This is a genomic window from Aurantimonas sp. A2-1-M11 (genome assembly GCF_036549475.1).
Lineage (GTDB): Bacteria > Pseudomonadota > Alphaproteobacteria > Rhizobiales > Rhizobiaceae > Aurantimonas.
On the sequence record NZ_JAZHLI010000063.1, the window covers coordinates 1 to 22,799 of the forward strand.

Annotated in this window: 18 protein-coding genes and 1 pseudogene; 12 read left to right on the forward strand and 7 right to left on the reverse strand. The window is 63.5% G+C overall.

Annotated elements, in window-relative coordinates:
- Positions 1 to 147: 147 nt before the first annotated feature.
- Complete coding sequence (locus VQ042_RS20470; protein ID WP_331822160.1) at positions 148 to 1,626, reverse strand: oligosaccharide flippase family protein; 1,479 nt, start codon at positions 1,624 to 1,626, stop codon at positions 148 to 150.
- 236 nt (positions 1,627 to 1,862) lie between these two features.
- Between VQ042_RS20470 and VQ042_RS20475 the strand changes: the two genes are divergently transcribed.
- From VQ042_RS20475 to VQ042_RS20485, 3 genes are all read left to right on the forward strand, one after another.
- Positions 1,863 to 3,308 (forward strand): DUF4214 domain-containing protein, encoded by a 1,446-nt coding sequence (locus VQ042_RS20475; protein WP_331822161.1) that lies wholly within the window; start codon positions 1,863 to 1,865, stop codon positions 3,306 to 3,308.
- A gap of 71 nt (positions 3,309 to 3,379) precedes the next feature.
- Complete coding sequence (locus VQ042_RS20480) at positions 3,380 to 4,714, forward strand: apiosidase-like domain-containing protein (protein WP_331822162.1); 1,335 nt, start codon at positions 3,380 to 3,382, stop codon at positions 4,712 to 4,714.
- Positions 4,711 to 6,021: a polysaccharide pyruvyl transferase family protein gene (locus VQ042_RS20485; protein WP_331822163.1), complete on the forward strand. Its 1,311-nt coding sequence runs from the start codon at positions 4,711 to 4,713 to the stop codon at positions 6,019 to 6,021. Before VQ042_RS20480 ends, VQ042_RS20485 begins: the two co-directional genes overlap by 4 nt.
- 359 nt (positions 6,022 to 6,380) lie before the next feature.
- On the opposite strand, the gene VQ042_RS20490 is transcribed toward VQ042_RS20485, so the two are convergent.
- Complete coding sequence (locus tag VQ042_RS20490; RefSeq protein WP_331822164.1) at positions 6,381 to 7,355, reverse strand: nucleoside recognition domain-containing protein; 975 nt, start codon at positions 7,353 to 7,355, stop codon at positions 6,381 to 6,383.
- 541 nt (positions 7,356 to 7,896) lie between these two features.
- Between VQ042_RS20490 and VQ042_RS20495 the strand changes: the two genes are divergently transcribed.
- The 3 genes from VQ042_RS20495 to VQ042_RS20505 all read left to right on the forward strand — a co-directional run bounded on the left by VQ042_RS20495 (position 7,897) and on the right by VQ042_RS20505 (position 10,904).
- Positions 7,897 to 9,027 carry a mandelate racemase/muconate lactonizing enzyme family protein gene (locus tag VQ042_RS20495; RefSeq protein ID WP_331822165.1) on the forward strand — a complete coding sequence of 377 codons (1,131 nt, stop codon included), beginning with the start codon at positions 7,897 to 7,899 and terminating at the stop codon, positions 9,025 to 9,027.
- 90 nt (positions 9,028 to 9,117) lie between these two features.
- Positions 9,118 to 10,026, forward strand: coding sequence for a dihydrodipicolinate synthase family protein (locus VQ042_RS20500; RefSeq protein WP_331822166.1), 909 nt, complete (start codon positions 9,118 to 9,120; stop codon positions 10,024 to 10,026).
- Positions 10,026 to 10,904: a 3-hydroxyacyl-CoA dehydrogenase family protein gene (locus VQ042_RS20505; protein ID WP_331822167.1), complete on the forward strand. Its 879-nt coding sequence runs from the start codon at positions 10,026 to 10,028 to the stop codon at positions 10,902 to 10,904. The genes VQ042_RS20500 and VQ042_RS20505 overlap by 1 nt, the downstream gene beginning before the upstream one ends.
- On the opposite strand, the gene VQ042_RS20510 is transcribed toward VQ042_RS20505, so the two are convergent.
- From VQ042_RS20510 to VQ042_RS20525, 4 genes are all read right to left on the reverse strand, one after another.
- Complete coding sequence (locus VQ042_RS20510; protein WP_331822168.1) at positions 10,897 to 11,604, reverse strand: GntR family transcriptional regulator; 708 nt, start codon at positions 11,602 to 11,604, stop codon at positions 10,897 to 10,899. The two genes, VQ042_RS20505 and VQ042_RS20510, sit on opposite strands and share 8 nt — an antisense overlap.
- 72 nt (positions 11,605 to 11,676) lie before the next feature.
- Positions 11,677 to 13,233 (reverse strand): tripartite tricarboxylate transporter permease, encoded by a 1,557-nt coding sequence (locus VQ042_RS20515; RefSeq protein WP_331822169.1) that lies wholly within the window; start codon positions 13,231 to 13,233, stop codon positions 11,677 to 11,679.
- A gap of 12 nt (positions 13,234 to 13,245) precedes the next feature.
- Complete coding sequence (locus VQ042_RS20520; RefSeq protein WP_331822170.1) at positions 13,246 to 13,692, reverse strand: tripartite tricarboxylate transporter TctB family protein; 447 nt, start codon at positions 13,690 to 13,692, stop codon at positions 13,246 to 13,248.
- A gap of 57 nt (positions 13,693 to 13,749) precedes the next feature.
- The gene (locus tag VQ042_RS20525; RefSeq protein ID WP_331822171.1) at positions 13,750 to 14,712 is read right to left on the reverse strand and encodes a tripartite tricarboxylate transporter substrate binding protein; all 963 of its coding nucleotides are present in this window, start codon (positions 14,710 to 14,712) and stop codon (positions 13,750 to 13,752) included.
- Between the two features lie 171 nt (positions 14,713 to 14,883).
- Between VQ042_RS20525 and VQ042_RS20530 the strand changes: the two genes are divergently transcribed.
- The 3 genes from VQ042_RS20530 to VQ042_RS20540 are packed head-to-tail and all read left to right on the forward strand — an operon-like array spanning position 14,884 to position 18,982.
- Positions 14,884 to 16,617 (forward strand): IlvD/Edd family dehydratase, encoded by a 1,734-nt coding sequence (locus tag VQ042_RS20530; RefSeq protein WP_331822172.1) that lies wholly within the window; start codon positions 14,884 to 14,886, stop codon positions 16,615 to 16,617.
- A complete protein-coding gene (locus VQ042_RS20535) occupies positions 16,614 to 17,660 on the forward strand; it encodes an Ldh family oxidoreductase (RefSeq protein WP_331822173.1) in 1,047 nt (348 codons plus the stop codon). Before VQ042_RS20530 ends, VQ042_RS20535 begins: the two co-directional genes overlap by 4 nt.
- 41 nt (positions 17,661 to 17,701) lie before the next feature.
- Positions 17,702 to 18,982, forward strand: coding sequence for an alpha-hydroxy acid oxidase (locus tag VQ042_RS20540; protein ID WP_331822174.1), 1,281 nt, complete (start codon positions 17,702 to 17,704; stop codon positions 18,980 to 18,982).
- A 64-nt stretch (positions 18,983 to 19,046) separates the two neighbouring features.
- Here VQ042_RS20540 and VQ042_RS20545 read toward each other — a convergent pair.
- Positions 19,047 to 19,630: pseudogene (locus tag VQ042_RS20545) on the reverse strand (SMP-30/gluconolactonase/LRE family protein).
- 28 nt (positions 19,631 to 19,658) lie between these two features.
- Here VQ042_RS20545 and VQ042_RS20550 point away from each other — a divergent pair.
- From VQ042_RS20550 to VQ042_RS26050, 3 genes are all read left to right on the forward strand, one after another.
- A complete protein-coding gene (locus VQ042_RS20550) occupies positions 19,659 to 19,859 on the forward strand; it encodes a type II toxin-antitoxin system ParD family antitoxin (RefSeq protein WP_331822175.1) in 201 nt (66 codons plus the stop codon).
- Positions 19,860 to 19,951: 92 nt separating this feature from the next.
- Positions 19,952 to 22,126 (forward strand): GAF domain-containing protein, encoded by a 2,175-nt coding sequence (locus VQ042_RS26045; protein ID WP_442880149.1) that lies wholly within the window; start codon positions 19,952 to 19,954, stop codon positions 22,124 to 22,126.
- A complete protein-coding gene (locus tag VQ042_RS26050; RefSeq protein ID WP_442880150.1) occupies positions 22,123 to 22,707 on the forward strand; it encodes an ATP-binding protein in 585 nt (194 codons plus the stop codon). Before VQ042_RS26045 ends, VQ042_RS26050 begins: the two co-directional genes overlap by 4 nt.
- Positions 22,708 to 22,799 lie beyond the last annotated feature (92 nt).

A 22,799-nucleotide genomic window follows, 5' to 3' on the forward strand; every position in this document is an offset into this window, starting at 1 on the left:
GCAACCAGGAGCGTTTCCCAGACCGGCTCCCAGCCTTTGACCGGACGCGCAACCGGCCAGCCAGCCAGCGTCTTCTGCCTTTGACAAAAACATCAGTCCGACAGGCTGCTAGGGTCGTGACGCGACGGCGGCGATCCACCGCGGCCATCAGAGGGCCACGTTGGTGTCGACCGTTCCCCCGCCAAGGGTTCCGCTCCGAATATCCGATAGTGTGCGGATCATCTCCGCCAGGAATGGATGACCTGTGATGCGCAGGCCGCAGAGCCACCCGAGCGCTGCGAGAGGAACCGTTGCCAGCGCCCTGTCGATCGACAGGTCGAAGCCGCCTTCCGACGCCGCCACCAGGACCAGTGGCCCCGCTGCGGTGAACCCGACGACCGCCGCGCTGCGCCAGATCGCACCGACAATGTCACCCCAGCCGATCGGCAGATGACGGCGCACGAAATGCAACGCTACGAGGGCCTGGAGCGGTATAACCAGCATCAGGCTCCAGGCAACGGCGTCGAGCCCGAAGAAGGTCGCCACCGCGATGATGGCTGCGGCGATGGGGAAGACGATAAGGGCGCGCAGAAACACGTCGCGCACTGCGCCCAGCGACACGAGCACCGGATAGTTCAGTTCGAAGCTGAAGGAGAACAGCGACGCGAGCGCGATGATCTGCACGAGCGGCGCGACGGCTGTCCACTGATTGCCGAGGAGGATGTCGACGACCGGGTAGGCGAGGATGGCGAGCATGACGAGCGCAGGCCATTGCAGGGCGGTGATGAACGAAAGCGCGTTCAGGTAGGGATCTCGAAGGTTTCGGCCCTGCCGAGCTTCGGAGGAAAAGGCGGGCAACACCACGGCGGTGATCCCACCGAGCAGGATCTTGTCGGGAAGCTGGCAGATCATCAGGCTGCGGCTGTAGATGGCGGCCGCATCCAGCGACAGGATGCGGCCGAGGAGCAGATAGGGAAGCGCCTCGTAGATCTTGTAAAGGAATGCCGTCCCGCCGTTGTATCCGCCGAAAGTCAGCATCGCCCGCCAGTGCGTCAGCGACGGTCGGTAGAGCCGCAGATCCCCACGCAGGGCGATGGCCATGCCCCCCGTCACCAGAGCACTGCACAGCCACGCCCACGCAAAGCTCATATAGCTGAACCCGGCCAAGGCCAAGATAACTGTCACCAGCGAGGCCGTTGCGGCCCCGGATAATCTGACGACGGCGAGCTTCCCGAAGGCCATGTCGCGCAGCCAGAGCGTGAGAATCGGAATGGCGACGACCTCGACCAGGAGGCTCACCGAGATCACCTCGAGATAAGGGACTAATCGGTCCTCTCCGTAGGCGGCGGCGATCCAGGGCGCCGACGCGGCCAGCGCGCCAGAGATCACCGCCGTCAGGCAAAGCATGATGGTGAAGGCGCCGCGCACAGCCTCCTCGGTCAGGCTTTGCTGCTGAAAGAGGAAGCTGGCGCTCGCGAACTCGCGCAAGGCCATCGTCATGCCGATCACCGCCATGCCGATGACGGACACGCCGATCTCTTCCGGAGTCAGGATGCGAGAGACGATCGCAACAGTCAGAAAGTTGCTTACGAGGGCGAAATAGCGCTCGCCGGTGCTGAGGAGGAGCGCGCGCCTGACGGCGAACATCTGGACTGGCTCCCATTCAAGTGTTCATTGGCTCGGCATGACGCTCGCCCATTCACGCGTCTCACTCGCCCGAGTTGTTCTAGAAAAGCCTGTAACCGTCACGACGAACAAACGGGCGAACCCACCGCATCGAAAGGCGTAGCCCGGGTCCAACCTTCCACAATATTGCGGGATTCCCCCGCATGCCGCCGCGCGACTAGCATCCGAACATTGACGACCGCAAAGCGGACAATCAGATGACTTTGTACACGTTCATCGGAACGGCCTGTCTGCTGGCTTCGGTCACTTCGGCCTCAGGCGAGTTGCTCTGGGGCGTGAACGGACACCCTCTCACCGCTTATCCCGGAATCACCGTCGCACAGCAGTTCGACTATATGAGCGATCTCGGCATCAAGTCCTATCGCGTGAATATTCCTGACGAGAGCCGGGCCGACGAACTCGCCGTTCTAGTCGAGGAAGGAAAGACTCGCGGCATCGACATCCTTCCCGTCATCACGCCTGGCGACCTCGACCTCGACACGGATACTTCCGACGTCCTTTACCGCAAGGCGCGCGAACTCGCCGTGGCGCTCGGATCGCGTTTCAAGGACGACATCCGCGTCTGGGAACTCGGCAACGAGATGGAGAATTACGCCATTATCCAGCCATGCGAGATGCGGGACGACGGTACGCAATATCCTTGTGAATGGGGACCGGCCGGTGGCGTCGACGCGCTGGAATATTTCGGCCCGCGCTGGGCCAAAGTCAGCGCCGTCCTGAAGGGCCTTTCAGACGGCATGGCATATGTCGATCCCAAGATCCGCAGGGCAATCGGCACCGCTGGCTGGGGCCATATCGGCGCCTTCGATAGGTTGAAGCAAGACGGGGTCGATTGGGACATATCGGTCTGGCACACATATGGCCAGGATCTCGAATGGGCCCTCAGAACGATCGTGGAGTACGGTAAGCCCATCTGGGTCACCGAGTTTAACAACCCGCTCGGCAGCCAGCGCGGCGATCAGCAGCAGGCTGATGGCCTGACGCATGCGATGGCCCGGATGCGTGAGCTGCAGGACACCTACGGGGTGGAGGCGGCTCATATCTACGAGTTGATGGATGAGCCCTATTGGGCACCCGATTCAGAAGCCTTTATGGGATTAGTGAGGGTTGTCGCGGATGATGATGGCGGCTGGATCGCCGGTGAACCGAAGCCCGCCTACTTCGCCGTTCGGAAGATCATCCGAAGGCCTAACCCCTCCGCTTCCCCGAAACGCGACTGCGACCTCTCGCAAACCGCTGCCCCGCCTTCTTCGCCCATTCGCAAGGCGATCTACGCCCATTGCCTGATGATTGGTCGTAGCGGCGATCGCGAGGACATCGGGAGTTGGGGCGCGGCGATCGAGGACGACGGCTTGCCGGTATCGGAGATGCTCCTGAAAATGCTGCGCTCGGACGAGTTCGGCGACAGACACGCAACATTCGGCCTCACCAACGAGACCTATGTCGGCTTCCTCTATCGGCTGCTGCTTGGCCGCAAGGCGGATCCGGGCGGCCTTGACGCCTATGTTGGGGAACTCGAATCGGGATCGATGACGCGCCCGAGCATCGCGGCGGGTATCATCGCGTCGAGCGAGTTCATGGACAGGCATCCGACCTTGTTCGGGGATGACGCCATCGCCTCGCCGGCGCCGGTGAGCAGATGAAGAAACATCCGATGATTGCCCGGCGCCCCGCCGGTCTCGCTCGCCTATCGCATTCAGCGCGCGTCTTTGCCTTGAGCCTCGCGGCCCTAACGGTCGGAGCCGTCGCTGCCGGCGGGTGCACCTCGTCCGTCGAAAGTCCGAAATTCCCGCTGAGCGTTACCAGCGGCAAGCGCTACCTGGAGGACGCCGACGGCCGGCCCTTCTTCATGCACGGCGACACAGCCTGGTCGCTGATCGCTCAACTGACGCGCGAGGAGGCCGATCTCTACCTGCGCGACCGCAACGCACGAGGCTTCAACACCATTCTGGTGAACCTCCTCGAGCACCGCTTCGCCGACAACGCGCCGGCGAACATATTCGGGGATCTGCCCTTCGCCAAGGATGGCGACTATGGTTCGCCCAACGAGCGATATTTCAAGCACGCCGACTGGATCCTGGCGCGCGCCTGTGAGCTCGGATTTCTGGTGCTGATGACGCCGTCCTATGCTGGAAACGACGGCGGACCCGAAGGCTGGTATCAAGAAATGAAGGAAAGCGGGCCGGCGAGCCTTCGCGCCTATGGGCGCTTTCTCGCAACGCGCTACCGCGATCTCGACAACATCCTCTGGGTGCACGGCGGCGACTACGATCCGCCGGACAAGGACCTCGTTCGGGCCCTCGTCGAGGGGATCCGCGACGTAAATCCCGAAGCGCTCCACACGGCGCATGGCTCGCCCGGCTCCGCCGCGCTGGACTTTTGGGCGGGCGAGCCGTGGATCAAGCTCAACAACGTTTACACTTACGACGAGGTATTTCCCGACGCTCTCGCACAATACCGCCGCCGCGAGGCGATGCCCTTCATCCTGATGGAAAGCGGTTACGAGAATGAGCATGGCACCGACGCGCACCGCGTTCGCGTTCAGTCGTACCAGGCGATCCTTTCGGGAGCATCGGGTCACCTCTTTGGCAACAATCCGATCTGGCATTTCGACGGCCCCGGCATCTATCCGGCTCCGGTAAGCTGGCAGCAGGGGCTGGACAGCCCCGGCGCGCGGAGCATGACCGTCCTCCATGATCTGATCGCCTCGGTGAAATGGTGGTTGCTCGAACCCGACCAAGGCCGGCTTCTCCTCGACGGATGGACAATCGCCGGGGCGCGGACCGTGGCGGCAAGTGCGACGGACGGGTCCTTCGCCCTGGTCTACCTGCCGATCGGACGCGAGATCATTCTGGATCTCAGGCGACTTTCCGGACCTCTCGTCGCGGCGCGCTGGCTCGATCCGGCGAGCGGTGCGTCGACCCCGGTGAATGGATCACCCTTCCAAGCCGGTATCGTGATGCTGAGCCCCAATGCAAACTCCGGGGCGGATCGGAAGGACTGGATGCTCGAGCTGGTCTCCGAGGCGGAGGTGGAGCCCAGCCAATGAGCGTCGAATACGATGAACTGCGCCGTCCTGTACGCCAACCCCGGCTGTTCGGATTCGCCCGGCTTGCTCGCCATTTTATGAGGCGACCCGCGCAGACCCGAAAGAGGCCCGCGAGGATCGCCCTCTTCGGTCTTTTCGGATGCGGCAATCTCGGCAACGACGGTTCGCTCGAGGCAATGCTTGGGTTCCTGCGTGAGGCGCGGCCGGACGCGGACCTTGTCTGCATCTGCGCGAACCCCGACCTCGTCGCCTACAGGTTCCAAATCGCGACATTGCCGATCAGTTGGTCGCGTCACCTCCAGGGCCGCGCCCGTCGGTTCGACCGTGCCTTCCTGAAGATCCCGGGAAAGTTGATAGACCTCGCCCAAACGTTCTGGTTCCTGCACGACGTCGAGCTGGTGATCGTGCCTGGGACGGGCATTCTCGACGATTTCGGCGAGCGCCCTTACGGCATGCCCTTCGACATCCTCCGTTGGTGCCTTTTCGCTCGACTGTTCGGCGCCCGGATCGCGTTCGTCAGCATCGGCGCGGGCCCCATCCGGAACCGTGCCAGCCGGTGGCTGATGACGAGCGCCGCACGTCTCGCGCACTATCGCTCCTATCGCGATGAACTTTCCAAGATCTTCATGGAGCGAGCCGGTTTCGATACGAGCCGCGATTTGATTTATCCAGACCTTGCATTCAACTTGCCCGCCCCGCCGACACGGGAGAGGGAGGCCAACAGATCCGGGCGCCTGACCATCGGGGTCGGGGCGATGAGCTACTACGGATGGTATGGCTTCGACCGTGGCGGCGAGGCTATATATGCTTGCTACATAGCCAAGCTGACGCAGTTCGTGACCTATCTTCTCGACCAGGACCACGACGTCCGCCTGCTCATCGGCGAGATGACAGACCAAACAGCAATCGATGACATCATCAGGGAAGCGAGCAATGCGCGACCGGCGCTTGCAGGCGCTAGGATCGTCGCCGAGCCCTCGCATTCGCTGCGTGAGCTGATGTCTCAAATCGATCAGACCGATGCGGTCGTCGCGACCCGCTTTCATAACATCGTCTGCGCGCTGAAGCTTGGGAAGCCGACGCTGTCGCTCGGATACTCCAGGAAAAACGACGTGCTGATGGCGGACATGGGGCTCGGCGCCTACTGTCAGCATGTCGAGCGCTTCGAAGTCGGCCGCCTGATCGACCAGTTCCAAGATCTCATGGCGCACCGAAACAATTGTGAGCGCAAGATCAGCAAACGGACAAATCTATATCTGGATGAGCTGAATCGGCAGGACCACCACCTCCTAACAACGCTGATCTGAGAGAGGCATATCCTCGTTAAATTTCGGGCACGTCGGTGCCGGCGAATTTGGCGTTCTCGACTCGTCCGGGCCATGGGCCTGCCGGGATTGTCCAAGAGGCCCCTCTTGATCTTGTTGAGTGTCAGAATGGCGGTGAAGTCGGAGGTGTCGAAGCTTTTGACGGCCGGAAACCGCGCCGCCCGAAATTACCGGGAACATGCGGGAAAGCCGCCTTGACGGCAAAGGCCCGAAACCCCTACAGGACAGGCGCGGGCGATTAGCTCAGTTGGTAGAGCGCCTCGTTTACACCGAGGACATGCCCCAGCAAGTCTCCGGATTTCGCTCCCGCAAACTACTGAAAACCATCATTTTCCACCTCTTCACCCACGGCTACTACCGGGAACCTGACGGAAGGCCCATTTGGCGAAACTGCGCTCTGATATCATTCCAACCAAAATGGAGATCGCAGCCGTCGCCGCGATGGCAAAGACGAGCCGACCGGCCAATACGCCCAAGGGATCGGCGCCGAGCGCGACGACGATCAGCGTGTCTTCGATGACGCCATGAGCGAAGCCCATAAAGACGCTGGCGAGAAATATCTGACGCGGCGAAATCGTGCCCGATCGCGCCTCGCGGATCAGCAGGCCGCCGCCATAGGAGATCCCCACGAGCAGGCCGACCGCCGTGAACTCTCCCGCCTCCCCCCGTATACCGGCGAGCCGCAGGATGGGCGCCAGTCCCCGCATCATCAGGTCCAGCAGCCCGGTGGCCTTCAGGATGTCCAGCATCCAGGACAGAGCCAGGAAGATGACAAGCATCGTGGCCATCGTCTCCAGCAGGCCGAGAAGGAAGTCCCCCCAGCCCGGCTCGACGTTCATCGGTATCCAGGCAGGATTTACCGGCGGCGCTAACCAGCCGGTCGCCACGAGCAAGCGGTGCAGCAGGAAGGCGTAGAGGACGCCACCAAGGAGGCGGAGGACCGTCGTGACGATCAGCGCCGGTCCGGCCTTCTGGATGATCTTTTGTTCGATGGGCAGGCCGTGCGCGAAAAGCAGGAGGGCCGAGAAGACGGTGATGTTACCGACGCTCAGTTCGGCGACCGGTACGAGCACGTAGATCAAGGGGATAGCCCCCCAGATACCGATCAGGAGCCCGCTCAGCCATGCGAGGCCGAGCTCTGGGGGCAGCCCGAACAGGTGCATCACCGGACCGAATGCGGGAGCGATAGCCTCGATCGCCCCCATCCGCGACAGTATCTCTGTGAGGATCGTGATCGGCACCACGATCCGGGCGAGCACCCAGTAGGTGGCGAGCGTCGCCCGCGTCTTGCGGAACACCTCCATGAGAAGCGCCATCAGCTGTGAATTCCGGGCACAATTTTCCTAAGCGGTGGCTTCATATCGCCTGCTTACCGCAACTATCAAAGGGACCGTGCAGGAAAGCTAACCGCACCGCCGCACCAGCATGCGGTGACGGGGTTCCCAAAAATGGGGACCAGCAAGCGTACGGCTTGGCCTGTACGGAGAGCGGGGGCGTAAGGGACCAATGTCTCGACTGGGCCTCCAGGCGTTCGCATTCTCAATGACCCTCCCTGACTCATCCGCAGCCCCCACAGATCAGAGAGCCGCACTCAACGGCCTCTTTAGCATCATTGTCAACAAGTACGTTAACAATTTCTGCGCGGCCGGGTTGTGCTTATCCTGACCGCATCGATGGGGCCGGGCCGACTTCTGCCGCACAGGGGACTCACCACGAACTCGTGCGATTCTCTGTGCGAGATGGAAGGGAATAGTCCGGCTAACCAAATCACATCCTCGGCGGTCGATTTGTTGACAATCGTGTCAACACGATCCACGTTGCCGAAAGCACGAATTTGGATTTAGTGAGAGGGTAAGAATGGCGAGATCATCAGCTATCCGAACGGTAGAGGCTCGGACAATACGTGTTCCGCTGGACTCTCCGACCTCCTTCTCGACCCGGCAGGTTCATCATCGCGACTATGCCGTGACCCGCGTGACCACCGACGACGGCGTCCGCGGCATCGGATTCTGCTATGGCGGCAGCGATGCCGGCAGCCTCGTCACTCAAGGCGTGCGCGACCTCTTCGCGCCGCTCCTTATCGGTGAGGACGCGACCCGCGTCGAAGGCTTGTGGGACAAAATGTATGCGTCGGGCCTGCTGCAGGGTCGCGCTGGGTCGCTGATGCGCTCACTCTCGATCCTCGACATCGCCCTCTGGGATCGCAACGCCCGCGCCGTCGCCATGCCGCTGCACCGCTATCTCGGCGGCTATCACGACGAGAGCGTGCCGGCCTATGCGTCCGGTGGCTATTATCTCGACGGCAAATCGCCCGAAGCACTAGGCGAGGAACTCGCCGGTTATGTCGCGCTGGGCTTTGAGGCGGTGAAGATGAAGGTCGGCCGGCTCGATCCCGCCGGCGAAGAGGCTCGCATCAAGGCCGCCCGGGAGGCGATCGGTCCCGACGTCCTTCTGATGCTTGACGCCAACAATGCCTGGAGCGACCTGCCTACATGCCTGCGTTTCATGGATCGCTACGAGCCCTATGATCCCTACTGGATCGAGGAGCCCTTCTCGCCGGACGACATCGCCAACCATGCCCGCCTCGCTCAGAATACCCGGGTCCCGGTGGCCACCGGCGAGATCGAGGCGGGCCGATGGCGGTTCAAGGAACTGCTCGATCAGGACGCCGCCGCGATCCTGCAGACCGACGCGGCCGTCTGCGGCGGCATCAGCGAATATCGCCGTATCGGCGCGACCGCCGCAAGCTACGGCGTCAAGCTGTGCCCGCACTGGTTCCACGATCTGCACGTCCATCTCGTCGGCTCGGCGCCAAACGGCCAGTTCGTGGAATATTTCGCCGACGATCAGGTACTGAATTTCCGCCGGCTGATCGACAGGCAGCTCGAGACCAAGGGGGGCAGGCTGATCCTGCCGACGGAACCCGGACTCGGCTTCGACTTCGACGAGAAGGCGCTCGATGCCTTCGCACTCGACGACTGGGCGTAACGTTCGTTGCAGAAAATCGGAAAATCCAATGACACAAATGACCGCGGCATGGGCCGCAATCGAGGGGAGACGGCAATGCCAGGCGATTTAATGAAGGGCGTACTGTCGCCGGTGGTGACCCCGTTCGATGCGACGCTGAACCCGGACACTGCCGCGTGGATCGCCCATTGCCGCTGGTTACTGTCTCAGGATTGCGGGCTCGCGATCTTCGGCACTAACAGCGAGGCGAACTCGCTAGCGGTCGCCGAACGCCGGTCGTTGCTGGACGCCGCCTTCGAGGCGGGTCTTGACCCGGCGCGCATGATGCCCGGCACCGCTTCGTCCGCGTTCCCCGAAACGGTGGAACTGACCAGGGCGGCTGTGGAAGGCGGGGCGGCTGGTGTCCTCATGCTGCCGCCCTTCTACTACAAGGGCGTGTCTGACGACGGGCTCTTTGCCTATTACAGCGAAGTGATCCAGCGCGTATCGGACGCGCGCCTTCGAGTCTATCTCTACCACATCCCGCCAGTAGCCCAGGTTCCGATCTCCCTGGCGCTGATCGAACGGTTGCTGAAAGCTTATCCGGGCACGATCGCCGGCATCAAAGATTCCTCTGGCGACTGGGATAACACCAAGGCGATGATCGAGACGTTCGATAACTTCGCCGTCTTCGCAGGTTCGGAGGCCTTCCTCCTCGACACGCTTCGCGCCGGTGGTGCCGGCTGCATCAGTGCCACGGCCAACATCAACCCTGCCGCAATCCAAGATGTCTACGCCAACTGGCAGGCGGACGACGCCGACCAGCGGCAAGAAGCCATCACCGCGTTCCGCAAGGCCGTCGCCGCGTATCCGATGATCCCGGCACTGAAGGCCACCGTCGGCATCGCCACCGGCGACCGCGGGTGGGAGCGCGTGCGCCCTCCCCTGATCTCGCTCGACGACGACACCGTGGCGTCGTTGTCGCGGATGCTGGAGAGCCGCAGCTTTGGCATGCCGGGCCGCAGCAGGGTCGCCGCCTGATGTCCGGCGTCGCGGTGGTCGGGTCCGGCACCATGGGTCGGGCGATCGCCGCCGGCTTCGTCCGCTCGGGCATGCGGACCATGCTCGTCTCCCGCGACCCAGCCAACGCTGGGCCGGCGCCAGCGGGCGTGGATCTCGTCGGCGCCCTGCCGGACGAGGCGCCGAACATGGTTGTCGAGGCTATACCTGAAGATCTGGCGATGAAGATCGCGCTCTTCCGGTCTGTCGAAACGCGCTACGATCCCGCATCCGCCCCGCTGATGGCCTCAAACACCTCAGGGCTGCCACTCCAAGACATCGCCGACCGTCTGGCGCGCCCGGACCGGTTTCTCGGCATCCACTGGTTCCACCCCGCTGCCGACCTGCCGATGGTCGAGGCCGTGCGGGTCGCAGAGACCACACCAGACACCCTCGACACCGCAATCGGCCTCCTGCACGACAGTGGCTGGGACAGCATCGTCGTTCCGCGTCCAATTCCCGGCGCAGTCGTGAACCGGCTGCAGCATGCGATCCTGCACGAGGCCTATCACCTCATGGCGGAGGGACTGGCGACCGTCGAGGATATCGACCGGGCGGCCCGCTGGCTGCTCGGTCCGCGGATGTGCATCGCTGGCCTACTGGAACAGAAGGACCTTGCCGGGCTTACCGGCCACATTCTCGCGCAGCGCAGCATCGTCCCGGATTTGTGCCATAACGTAGAGCCCAATGCCGCAGTGCAGGCAATGCTGGAGCGGGGCGAGACCGGAGCGCTGGCTGGACGCGGCTTCTACGACTGGAACAGGCGCGACGCCAATGAGGCGATCGCAACGGCCGCTACGCTTCTGCGTCAGCTAATCGCGTATCTGGACGATCACGCCCGAGGCACCGTTTTCAGGTGAAGCGGGTCCGGTACATCTCGATGTAATGGTTCTTGGCCGGTGCCAGATGACCGCGGCAGAGCGCGATCAGTTCGTCACGATTCTGCGTGCGGATCGCCGCGATCATCTCGCGATGCGCACTTGCAGCCCATTGCAGATAGTCCTTGTCGTTGACAAAAATCGAGCGATAGGCGTGGGATTTCTGCGCGAAGCTGTTGATTGCCTCGATCAGTGCGGCATTGCCGCAATGGGCGAACAGAGCCTGATGAAACGCTATGTTGGAGCGAAACACCCCGCGCCGGTCTTCCGCCTCGATTGCCTGCCCGTGTCTGCCTTGTATCGCCTCCAGCTCAGCGATGGCCGCCTCCGGCATGGGCAACTTGATCAACGAAGCTGCGTGAGATTCCAGTAGCTCTCGGACAGCATTGATGTCCTCGACTTCAGCCTCGCTATAGAGACGCACGACGGCACCCCGGTTGCGGACCCGGTTCACCAACCCCAGCCTTTCCAGCTCGATAAGTGCTTGACGCACCACATGGCGCTTCGCGGTGAACCGGCTTGCAATCTCTTCCTCGATCAGGCGTTCGCGGGGATGGAGACGGCCAAAGACGATGTCTTCCTCAAGCTGCGCCGCTATCTCCAGCGAGACTTCTTCCCCGCTCTGGCGGCCCGAGGCCGCCGCGATGTCACCATCGTCGTCCGATCTCGCCGTTATGGACATGTGTTCGCTACTCCTGCGCTTGATCGCCCTCGCATAGCGACGCCAACGATTATCCTCAACTAACCATGGAGCTCAGTCGCGGCTACCCGCAATGTCGCTTTCCACCGAGGATACATTTTTTTTCGCCGCCTCCGGCTTGCGGAACAGCCAGGCCAGCGATCCGAAGAAGGGTGTCGCCTGCAGGATCGACAGGAAGGCCACGGCGAGCAATGTCGCCGAGATCGGGTTCTGCAGGAAAATCATCCAGTCGTTTCGCCCAATCAGCATCGATTGCTGCAGCGTCGTGTCGAGGATCGGTCCGAGGATCAGCCCGATCACCAGCGGCGGCGTCGGGATGCGGAACTGGTCGAAGACAAAGCCGACCATGCCGAAGGCGATCATCAGCCCAACGTCGAACACCGAATTGTTGATGGCGAAGGAGCCGATCACCGACAGGACCACGATAATCGGGCCGACGACACGGTTGGGGATCTTGGTGACGGTGATGCAGGCGCGGGTGAACAGGAGGCCGACGACGAATAGCGCGATATTCGCGAACATCACCGCCCAGAGCAGCGTGTAGGTAACGTCGCCATGTTCGGTCATCAGCGATGGTCCGGGCAGGATGCCGTGCACCATCAGCCCACCCAGAAGCACCGCCGTGGAGGACGAGCCGGGAATGCCGAGTGAGATGGTCGGGATCAGCGCGCCGCCAACTACCGCGTTATTGGCCGCTTCCGGTGCCACGATGCCGGCGGGATAGCCGGTGCCGAACTCCGCCTTGTGCCGCGAAAAGCGCTTGGCCTCATTATAGGCGAACCAGGAGGCTGTGTCGCCGCCGGTGCCTGGAATTAGACCGACAAAGACACCGATGAAGCCTGAACGAATGCTGTTGGGCAGCATGTTCAGAAACTCCGCCGCGGTCGGCAGCATTCGGTCGCGGACACTGGATACCCGTTCGTTCTGATTTGAATTGCCCTGGACAATCAATCGGATCGCCTGCGGAATTGAGAACAGTCCAATCAGCGCGACGGTGAAATTGACGCCGCCGAAAAGGTCGAGCACCCCGAAGGTGAAGCGCGGCGTTCCGGTCGTGGGATCCATGCCAATGGTGGCGATCAGGAGCCCGATCGCCCCCGACATCAGGCCAAGGATCGCCGAACCCTGCGACAAGGAGCCAATGATGGTGATACCGAGCACGGCGACGGCGAATATCTCAACCGGCCCGAAATTCAGCACCACCCGTCCGAGCAGCGGCGCGACGGTCAGAAGCACGATCGAGGAAATGACGCCGCCGATCAATGATGCGGTGAGCGACAGGCCGAGAGCCTTGCCGGCCAGCCCCTTCTGCGCCATTGGATAGCCGTCAATCACAGTCGCCGCGGCTGCTGGCGTACCAGGCGTGCGCAGGAGGATGGCCGCAACGGAGCCGCCATACATCGCTGCCAGATAGAGCGAGGCCAGCATGGCGAGGCCGGTTTCCGGACGCATGGAATAAGTCAGCGGCAGTAGCAACGCTATCGCCATCGTCGCCGAGAGGCCTGGCATAGCGCCGACGAACATACCGATTAGAGCGCCGGCGAAGATCGCCAGAAGATTGACCGGCTCGACCACGTTGGCAAGGCCGATCCATAGGAAGGATTCGGGCATGACGGGGTCTCCTCAGACGGCCGGGTAGAGGGGGATCGACAGGTTCAGGAAGTAGACGAAGACGCCCCAGATGAACCCGGTCACCACGAGCGTGGTCAGCAGGGTCGCGGTCCATCCGATCGGCCGCAGCACCGCCAGCGGGATCAGGAGAAACAGCGGCGTCGCGACGAGGTAGCCGACATAATTGATGCTCCACGCATAGAGCACGATCAGTCCGGCGAAGCCGGTCCCGACCGCAATGTCGCGCCACGCGAACGGCGGGATCAGCACCAGCGTGCCTGCCGCCTTTTCCCGGCGCCATGCGAGAAGCGTCTGTGCGATCGCCGCGAGCGCCAGCAGCAGGACAATCCAGCCGAGAAGGTTCGGCAGGCGGGCAGCTGTTCTGGGATAAGCGGCGGCCTCGCTCCAGAAGAAGAAGACGAGCGCAATCGCTATCAGGGCAACGAAGATTCGACCCATAAAACGAACTCCGGACGATATCTGAGCGGGGGCGGCGGAACACCGCCCCCGAAGGCTTTATTTCGCCTGAACTTCGTCCTTGATGTCGGCCCAGATCTTCGTGTACTCGGCTTCCTGCTTTTTCAGGAAGTCCCGGTATTCGTCACCGGCGATGAAGTCGATGTTCATTGCCGACGCCTTGGCTTTCTCGAGGAATTCGGGATTCTCGGTCACCCGGCGCAGGCCCTCGATGAACTGATTGCGCGCTTCCTCCGGGAAATCGGCCGGGCCACTGTAGCCACGCGACGAACCGGCGACGAGGTTGTAGCCGAGTTCCGTGGCAGTCGGCACATCCGGCAGCTCAGGCAGACGTTCCTCGGTGAACACTGCGAGGGCACGCAGATTGCCCTCCTTCACTTGCGGATAGGCGACGCCGACATTGGTGAAGCTAGCATCGATCTTACCACCCATAGCCGCGGTCCAGGAAGGACCGTCACCCTGAAATGGCACCTTCTGCAATTCGACGCCCGCTTCCTTCTCGAACATCAACGAGGTGAAGAAATCGTCGCCGCCGACCCCGGAATTACCGACGGTCACGGTGCTCGGATTGTCCTTCGCGGCCTTAACGAAATCCTCGAATGTCTGGAACGGGCTGTCCTTGGCCACGACCGCGATGCCTGGGTCGGTTACGACATTGGCGAGCGGCGTAATCTCGTCGACCGTATAGGTGATCGACGGATTCATGATGTAGTTGGTCGTCAACATCGGCGTGTTCGTGATGCTGACCGTGGCGCCGTCCGGCTCAGTCTGTTTGGCAAGCTGCGTCCAGGCAATCGCGCCGGTCGCGCCGGGAATGTACTGGTTGACGAAATTCACGCCGAGCTCTTCGGCGAGATAGGGCTGGACAAGCTGTGCTAGCGCGTCCGAGCCGCCGCCGGCCTTGAAGCCTTGCATGACATTGATCTCGTCGGCAGCCGAATAGGCAGCGTCCTGAGCAAAGGCGGGCGCGACGATGGCGGTTGTGACGGCAAGCGCCGTCAAAATGGTCATTCTCATGGGGTGTAAACCTCCCTGTTAGATTGACGCACTCCTCCAAGCGCGTGAGGGGACCTTATCGACCTGCTCGAAGGTGTCAAACATATTGTTGACAGTTTAGGTGCTCGTCTGTCAGTTCAACCAACAAGCAAGCGGATGAGGCAAGGAGCGCGTCGCATGGCCGAGGAAAACGGACGGGGTCTCAGGAAGGGACTGACGAGCTACGGCGACGCCGGCTTCTCGTTGTTCCTGCGCAAGGCCTTCATCAAGGGCATGGGCTATTCCGACGATGCGCTGGACCGGCCGATCGTGGGCATCGTCGACACGGCGAGCGGCTACAATGCCTGCCATGCGAACGTGCCGGACCTGATCGAGGCAGTGAAGCGCGGCGTCATGCTGGCCGGCGCCCTGCCGGTCCCCTTCCCCACCATCTCGATCCACGAATCCTTCTCCCATCCCACCTCGATGTATCTGCGCAACCTGATGGCGATGGATACCGAGGAGATGATCCGCGCCCAGCCGATGGACGCCGTCGTCCTGATCGGCGGCTGCGACAAGACCGTCCCAGCCCAGCTGATGGGCGCGGCCAGCGCCAGGGTTCCGGCGATCCAGCTCGTCACCGGGCCGATGCTCACCGGCAGCCATCGCGGCGAGAAGGTCGGCGCCTGCACCGATTGTCGCAGATTCTGGGCGCGCCACCGCGCCGGCGAGGTCGATGCCGACGAGATCTCCGACGTCAATTCGCAGCTCGTGCCCGGCGCCGGCACCTGCGGCGTGATGGGCACAGCCTCGACCATGGCGCTGGTCGTCGAGGCGCTCGGCATGATGGCGCCGGGCGGTGCCACACCGCCGGCAGTCTCCGCCGACCGCCGGCGCATCGCCGAAACCACCGGCGCGCTGGCCGTGCAGCTCGCAGCCGCCAGGCTGACGCCGGACAGGATCATGACCGCCAAAGCCTTCGAGAACGCGCTGACCGTGCTGCTCGCCACCGGCGGTTCGACCAACGGCATCGTGCATCTGGCCGCCATGGCGGGCCGCATGGGACTGACGCTCGACCTCGACGCCTTCGACCGGATCGGCCGCAAGGTCCCGGTGCTGGTCGACCTGAAGCCGTCCGGCCAGCACTACATGCAGGATCTCCATGCCGCCGGCGGCCTGACCACCATCCTGCGCGAGTTGAAGGGCCTGCTGCATCTCGACTGCCTGACTGTGACCGGGCGCACCCTCGGCGAGGAGATCGTCGCGGCACCCGCCGGGTGGTCGCAGTCGATCGTCGCGCCGGTCTCTGCGCCGCTCTATCCCGAAGGCGGCATGGCCGTGCTGCGCGGCAATCTCGCGCCCGGCGGCGCCATCGTGAAGCAGTCTGCCGCCTCGCCGGACCTGATGAGCCATACAGGCCGCGCGGTGGTGTTCTCGTCGATCGCCGACATGGCCGAGCGTGTGGACGACCCCGATCTCGACGTGACCGCCGAAGACATCCTGGTCCTCCAGAATGCCGGGCCGAAGGGCGCCCCGGGCATGCCCGAAGCGGGCTACATGCCGATCCCCCGCAAGCTCGCGGCCATGGGCGTCAAGGACATGGTGCGCATCTCGGATGCGCGCATGAGCGGCACCGCATCAGGCACCATCGTCCTGCACGTGACGCCGGAAAGCGCCGAGGGTGGCCCGCTGGGGCTGGTGCGGACCGGCGACACGATCACGCTGGACGTGCCGAACCGCAGCATCTCGCTGGACGTAAGCGAGGCCGAACTGGCCGAGCGCCGCAAGGGCTTCATGCCCCCGGTCCATGCCGATTCCGATCGCGGCTACAAGCGCCTGTTCCTGGAAACCGTCACCCAGGCCGACACGGGCTGCGACTTCGACTTCCTCGTTCCCTCCGCGACCGGCCGCGTGCCGGAAGCCAAGGGATGAGCGAGCGCTACGACCATCGGGCGCTGATCGGCTACGCCCACGACGCCCTCGCTGCCAACGGCCTGGAGACCGGCTACGCGCAGATCGTCGCGGAGACGCTCGTCGAAGGCGATCTCCTCGGCCATTCCACCCACGGCCTCGCGCTCCTGCCCCGCTACCTCCAGGAGCTTGCGGCCGGACAAATGACCAAGGCGGGCGAACCGACGATCGTCCGCGACCAGGGTGCCTCCGCGGCCTGGGACGGCAATTATTTGCCGGGCCCGGTGCTGGTGCGCCGAGCCCTCGCTCTGTGCGCGCAACGGGCCCGCGACGCCGGCGTCGCCACCGTGGCGATCGGCAAAAGCCACCACGTCGCCTGCCTTGCGGCCTATCTGAAGGCCGTGACCGACAAGGGAATGGCGGCGATCATCGCGTCGTCCTCGCCGGCCACCGCCTCGGTCGCGCCCTTCGGCGCCGTCGAGGGCATCTATTCGCCCAATCCCATCGCGGCGGGCTGGCCGACCGGCGGTGATCCTGTGCTGGTCGACATCTCCGCGTCGATCACCACGAACAGTCTCGTCAGCGAACGCGTTGAAGAAGGCCGGCGGCTCCCCGGTCCGTGGATGATCAGTCCCGACGGCACGGCCAGCGACGATCCGGCTCTCCTGACAGCCAAGCCTGCCGGCGCGCTGCTGCCGCTTGGTGGCACCGAATACGGCCACAAGGGCTTTGCCCTCGGATTGATCGTCGAGATGCTGACGGCGGGGCTGTCCGGCCATGGCCGGGCTGATGCGCCGGACCAATGGGGCGCCTCGGTCTTCGTGATGGTCGTCGATCCCGCGCACCATGGCGGCCGTGCCGCCTTCGAGCGGCAGACCGGCTTCATGGCCACGGCCGCACGGGGCGCGGCCGTGCCCGACGGCGCGAGCGCGGTGCGCCTGCCGGGCGAACGGGCGCTGCGCCTTCGCCGCCAGCAGATAACGGACGGTGTCGTCCTGTCGGACGCGCTTCTCGCCCGCTTGCGGAAGGCGCTGCCGGACCGTCCACTGAACGCCAGCTTGTAGGATGGAATAATCCGGCACATCGGACCCTTGGGGAGAATGGAATGACGGATCAGACCGGCAGCCGGGTGGCAGCGGGGGGCCCGAGTGGCGTCACCGAAGCGCGGCGCGAGGAGCGGCTTCCGCGCAGTCTTCGCAACATCTTCAATATTGGGGAGTTCGAGCCGGCGGCCCGCAAGCGTCTGCCCCGTGGTGTGTTCTCCTACATCTCGGGATCGGTGGAGACCGGCGCGGCCTTCCAAGCGAACCGCAGCGACTTCGAGGACATCCGTCTCGTCCCACGCATCCTCGCCGGCCTCGCGGAACGCGACCAGAGCCGCACCCTGTTCGGCCAGACCTGGCAGCATCCCTTCGGCATCTCGCCCATGGGGCTGAGCGCCCTCACCACGTATGACGGCGACATAGTTCTCACCCGCAGCGCCCATAAATGCGGCATTCCGGCGGTTCTCAGCGCCACCTCGTTGATCAGTCTCGAGCGGGTCGCACGGGAAGGCCATGCCCGCTGGTTCCAGGCCTATCTACCGGGCGACGACGCACGCGTCACCGGCATGGTCGACCGCCTCGCCGCCGCAGAATACGACACGCTGGTCATCACGGCCGACGTTCCTGTGGCGGGCAACCGCGAGGATTCCAAGCGCGACCGCTTCGGCGCCCCGATGAAACCCAGTCTCAATCTCGCCCTGCAGGGCGTGGCGCGGCCAGGCTGGGTGATGGGGACCATGGCGCGTACCCTGATCAACCACGGCATGCCGCATTTCGAGAATGCCGACGTCGAGCGCGGCCCGGCCATCGTTTCCCGGAACGTCGTGCGCTCCTTCGGCGGCCGTGGCACGTTCTCTTGGCAGCACGCGGCAATAGCTCGCGACCGCTGGAAGGGCCGACTGGTGATCAAGGGAGTGTTGTCGCCGCAGGATGCCCAACGCGCCCGCGAACTGGGCGCCGACGGCATCATCGTCTCCAACCACGGCGGCCGGCAGCTTGATTATGCGGTGTCGGCAATCGCGGCGCTGCCTGCGGTAAAGGCGGAGGCTGGCAACATGGCCGTCATGCTCGACGGCGGCGTGCGGCGCGGCTCCGACGTTTTGAAAGCGATCGCGCTGGGCGCGGATTTTGTCTTCGTCGGGCGGCCGTTCCTGTTCGCGGCGGCCGTTGCGGGTGACGCGGGCGTCAAGCACGCCATTTCGCTGCTTGCCGCCGAGATCGACCGCGACATGGCGATGATCGGGGCGCCGTCGCTCAATGCGATCACACCAGACATTCTTGCCGACCGGGCCCTTGCGCCCAGAGACGGATTGACTGCGCAGCGAAATTCGCTGTTGGACTGACGCAAACCACTGCGAGCGATTTTGTCAGTTTCGGCAGATACCGTGAACCCCATTTCTCAGTCTTTTACGGAAGATGCGAGTACATCCGCCTACCCGGAAACGGCATGCGACACGCAAGTATGGATCCGGTCTCCGATTCGGTCATGAAGATCGTCCTGTTGCCCTCCCCGCCGTAGGCGACATTGGTGATCAGTTTGCCGTTGGGAGAATCGATCCGCAGCAGCGGCTCTCCCGTGGCGCTGAACAGCCATACAGCGCCCAGACCGAGATGCGCCACGGCCAGGTTGCCCTCCACATCCATAGCCAATCCATCGGGTCCCACGCCGCCGGACAGCCTCAGAACGCGCCGACCTTGCTGACACTGCCGTCAGGCTGCATCGGTACGCGCCAAACGGCGTTGTCTCGGGTGACGTTCAAGAAGAGTGACTTCTCGTCCAAGCCGATTACCAGGCCGTTCGGGCTCGGAATTCCTGACAGGACAAGATCGAGAGCGCCGTTTTCGCGCAGGCGGAACACGCGTCCAAAGGGGTCGTGAAGGCCGCTGTAACCTTGGTCGGTGAAGTAGAGATCGCCATTCTCGGCGAAGACCAGATCGTTCGGACCGTGGCCAACCGCTGTTTGATCTGAAGACCCGTTCCAGGGTGACACCCTCAGGGCCCCCTGCTACCACGTCGGTATGGCAGCAAACCACACCCGTCACGTCGCCCTGACCGCACTGCTTGCTAACTTTGTCGACCAGCGTGTCGCTGAAGGCCAGTACCAATCCGTAAGCGCCGTTATTCAAGCGGCGCTGAGGCTTCTCGTGGAACGTGAGATGAAGACAGAGGATGCACCTATTCGCAAGGTGCCCTCGTCTCAGCGGCAAGGCGCACGATGAGAGACCGGAACGTAAGCTGCGGAACGGCAGAGGTTGAAACACGGGTAGCCTTCCCACCGTTCCTGGCTGGCGGTGGGGAGATGGGTGCGCTCATGCGCGCCCACGACTGGTCCACCTCGCCGCTCGGTGACCCTGAGACGTGGCCGCATCCACTGAAGACCCTCGTCAGCGTGATGCTCGGCTCGAACCAACCCATGTTCGTCGCATGGGGACTTGAGCGCACCCTGCTCTACAATGGCACTTATGCCGCGATCCTTGCGAAGAAGCATCCAGAGGCGCTCGGCATGGATTTCCTCGAAGTCTGGTCGGAGGTCCGTGCGGACCTCGCGCCGATCGTCGAGGAGGCGTACGCCGGGCGGTCCGTGCAGATGGACGACATCACGCTCATGATGGAGCGCCGCGGCTACGTCGAGGAGACGCACTTCGCCTTTTCCTACACGCCGGTCCGGGACGAGACAGGCCAAGTCGCCGGCATGTTTTGCCCCTGCACTGAAACGACCGGCCAGGTGCTTGCAGAGGCGGCTTTACGCAAAAGCGAGGCGCGTTTAAGTTTCCTGGATCAACTCGGCGCTGAGACAGCGCCCCTCGCTAACGCCGGCGCGGTTCTGGCGGCGACAACGCGTCTTCTGGGCGAACACCTGAATCTATCGGTCTGCGCCTATGCCGATATGGACGAGGACCAGGACGGCTTCACCATCCGGGGCGACTGGGCCGCGCCGGGGTCGTCGAGCATCGTCGGGCACTATAGCTTGGCCGACTTCGGCAGGCTCGCGGTGAGGAACTTGGGCGCTGGCTTACCGCTCGTCGTCAATGACAACCTACGCGAGCTGGCACCCGAGGAGGCGGCCACGTTCCAGAACATCGGCATCGCCGCGACTATCTGCATGCCGCTGGTCAAGGAGGGTCGCCTCACCGCCCTGATGGCGATCCACGATCGGGTCCCTCGGGTCTGGACAGAGGCGGATCTGAGCTTGCTCCATGAGGTGACGGCCCGATCCTGGGCGCACGTCGAACGCGTACGATCTAAGGCAGCACTTGGGGCGAGCGAAGCGCGCCTTGCAGCAATCTTCGCCGAGGCGCCGGTCGGACTCTCAGAGATCGGCCTCGACGGCCGCTTCCAGACCGTGAACAGCAAGCTTTGCGCCATGCTCGGCCGGTTGCGCGGAGACATCCTGTCCGGCAGCATCACGGACGTCACCCACTCGGACGACGTTTCTCAGAGTCGGGAGAACCTTTGCTATACGGTCGAGACAGGCGACCCAGTCTCGTTCGACAAGCGCTATGTCCGTGCCGACGGCACGGTCGTGTGGGCCAACACCAACTTAACGCGATTGAACGACGAGGAGGGCCAGCCTCGCGGTGTTCTCGCCGTGACGGTCGATCTTACCGACCGCCAACTCCAGGAAGCGGCGCTGCGTGAGGAGACGCGCACGCTTGAGACGTTGAACCGGACGGGTGCGAGGCTTGCCGGAGAACTTGACCTTGAGCAGCTCCTTCAGACCGTCACGGATGCCGCGGTCGAGCTCACAGGAGCGAAGTTTGGGGCCTACTTCCACAACGTGATGGACGAAACAGGGGAGCGGCTGCACCTATACACGCTCTCTGGGGCAGACCGTGCGGACTTTGAAAGCATGGGGCGGCCGCGAGCGACGGCGATTTTCGGGCCGACTTTCCGCAACGAGACGATTATCCGGTCCGGCGACATCCTTGCCGATCCTCGTTATGGGCGCAATGCGCCGCACAAAGGCATGCCGGAGGGACACCTCCCGGTCCGCAGCTACCTAGCCATTCCGGTTGTGTCGCGGTCAGGCGAGGTGCTCGGCGGCCTGATTTTCGGGCACCCGGAAACTGGCCGCTTCACCGATCGTCACGAGCGGCTGATGGTCAATATCGCCTCCCAAGCCTCAATCGCGATCGACAACGCGCGACTCTTCCAGGCGGTACAGCAAGCCAACGAGTTGCTGGAGCAGCGCGTTGCCGAGCGCTCCGCTGAGCTGGAGACCGCACATGAGGCGTTGCGTCAGTCGCAGAAGATGGAAGCGGTCGGCCAGCTTACCGGCGGGCTCGCACACGACTTCAACAATCTCCTGGCCGGCATTTCCGGAAGCCTGGAGTTGATGGAAACGCGGATCGCGCAGGGGCGAATGGCCGATGTCGACCGCTATCTCTTAGCGGCACAGGGGGCCGCTAAGAGGGCAGCGGCGCTGACCCATCGGCTGCTTGCCTTCTCCCGACGCCAAACGCTGGATCCAAACCCACCGACGTGAACCGGCTCGTCGCGGGCATGGAGGAGCTGATCCGAAGAACGGTCGGTCCGCAAATCGAGATCGAAGCCGTCGCCAAGGCAGGGCTATGGTCGGTGCTGGCCGACCCGAACCAGCTCGAGAACGCCCTCTTGAACCTTTGCATCAACGCCCGGGACGCGATGCCCGACGGCGGCAGGATCACGATCGAGACTGGCAATCGCTGGCTCGACGACCGCGCCGCCCGCGAGCGCGACCTGCCGCCTGGACAGTACATCTCGCTCTGCGTCAGCGACAACGGCACCGGCATGCCGCGCGACGTGATCGAACGCGCCTTCGATCCCTTCTTCACCACCAAGCCGATCGGCGTCGGCACCGGGCTCGGCCTGTCGATGATCTACGGCTATGCCCGCCAGTCCGGCGGGCAGGTGCGGATCTACTCCGAGGTCGGCCAGGGCACGATGGTCTGCATCTATCTGCCGCGCCACCACGTCGGGGAAGCGCAGGCGGACGTGCCGACAGCGGCCACGGCCATCGAGCGCACACAGGCGGGCGAGACGGTGCTCGTGATCGACGACGAGCCGCTAGCAGCCTGTCGGACTTAGCGCACGCGAGGGATATCGATTAGAATCGAGAGATTGATTCTCCAGCCATATGACCGGTTCTGCGATGAGCAATTTTCGAATGGTAGATCGTA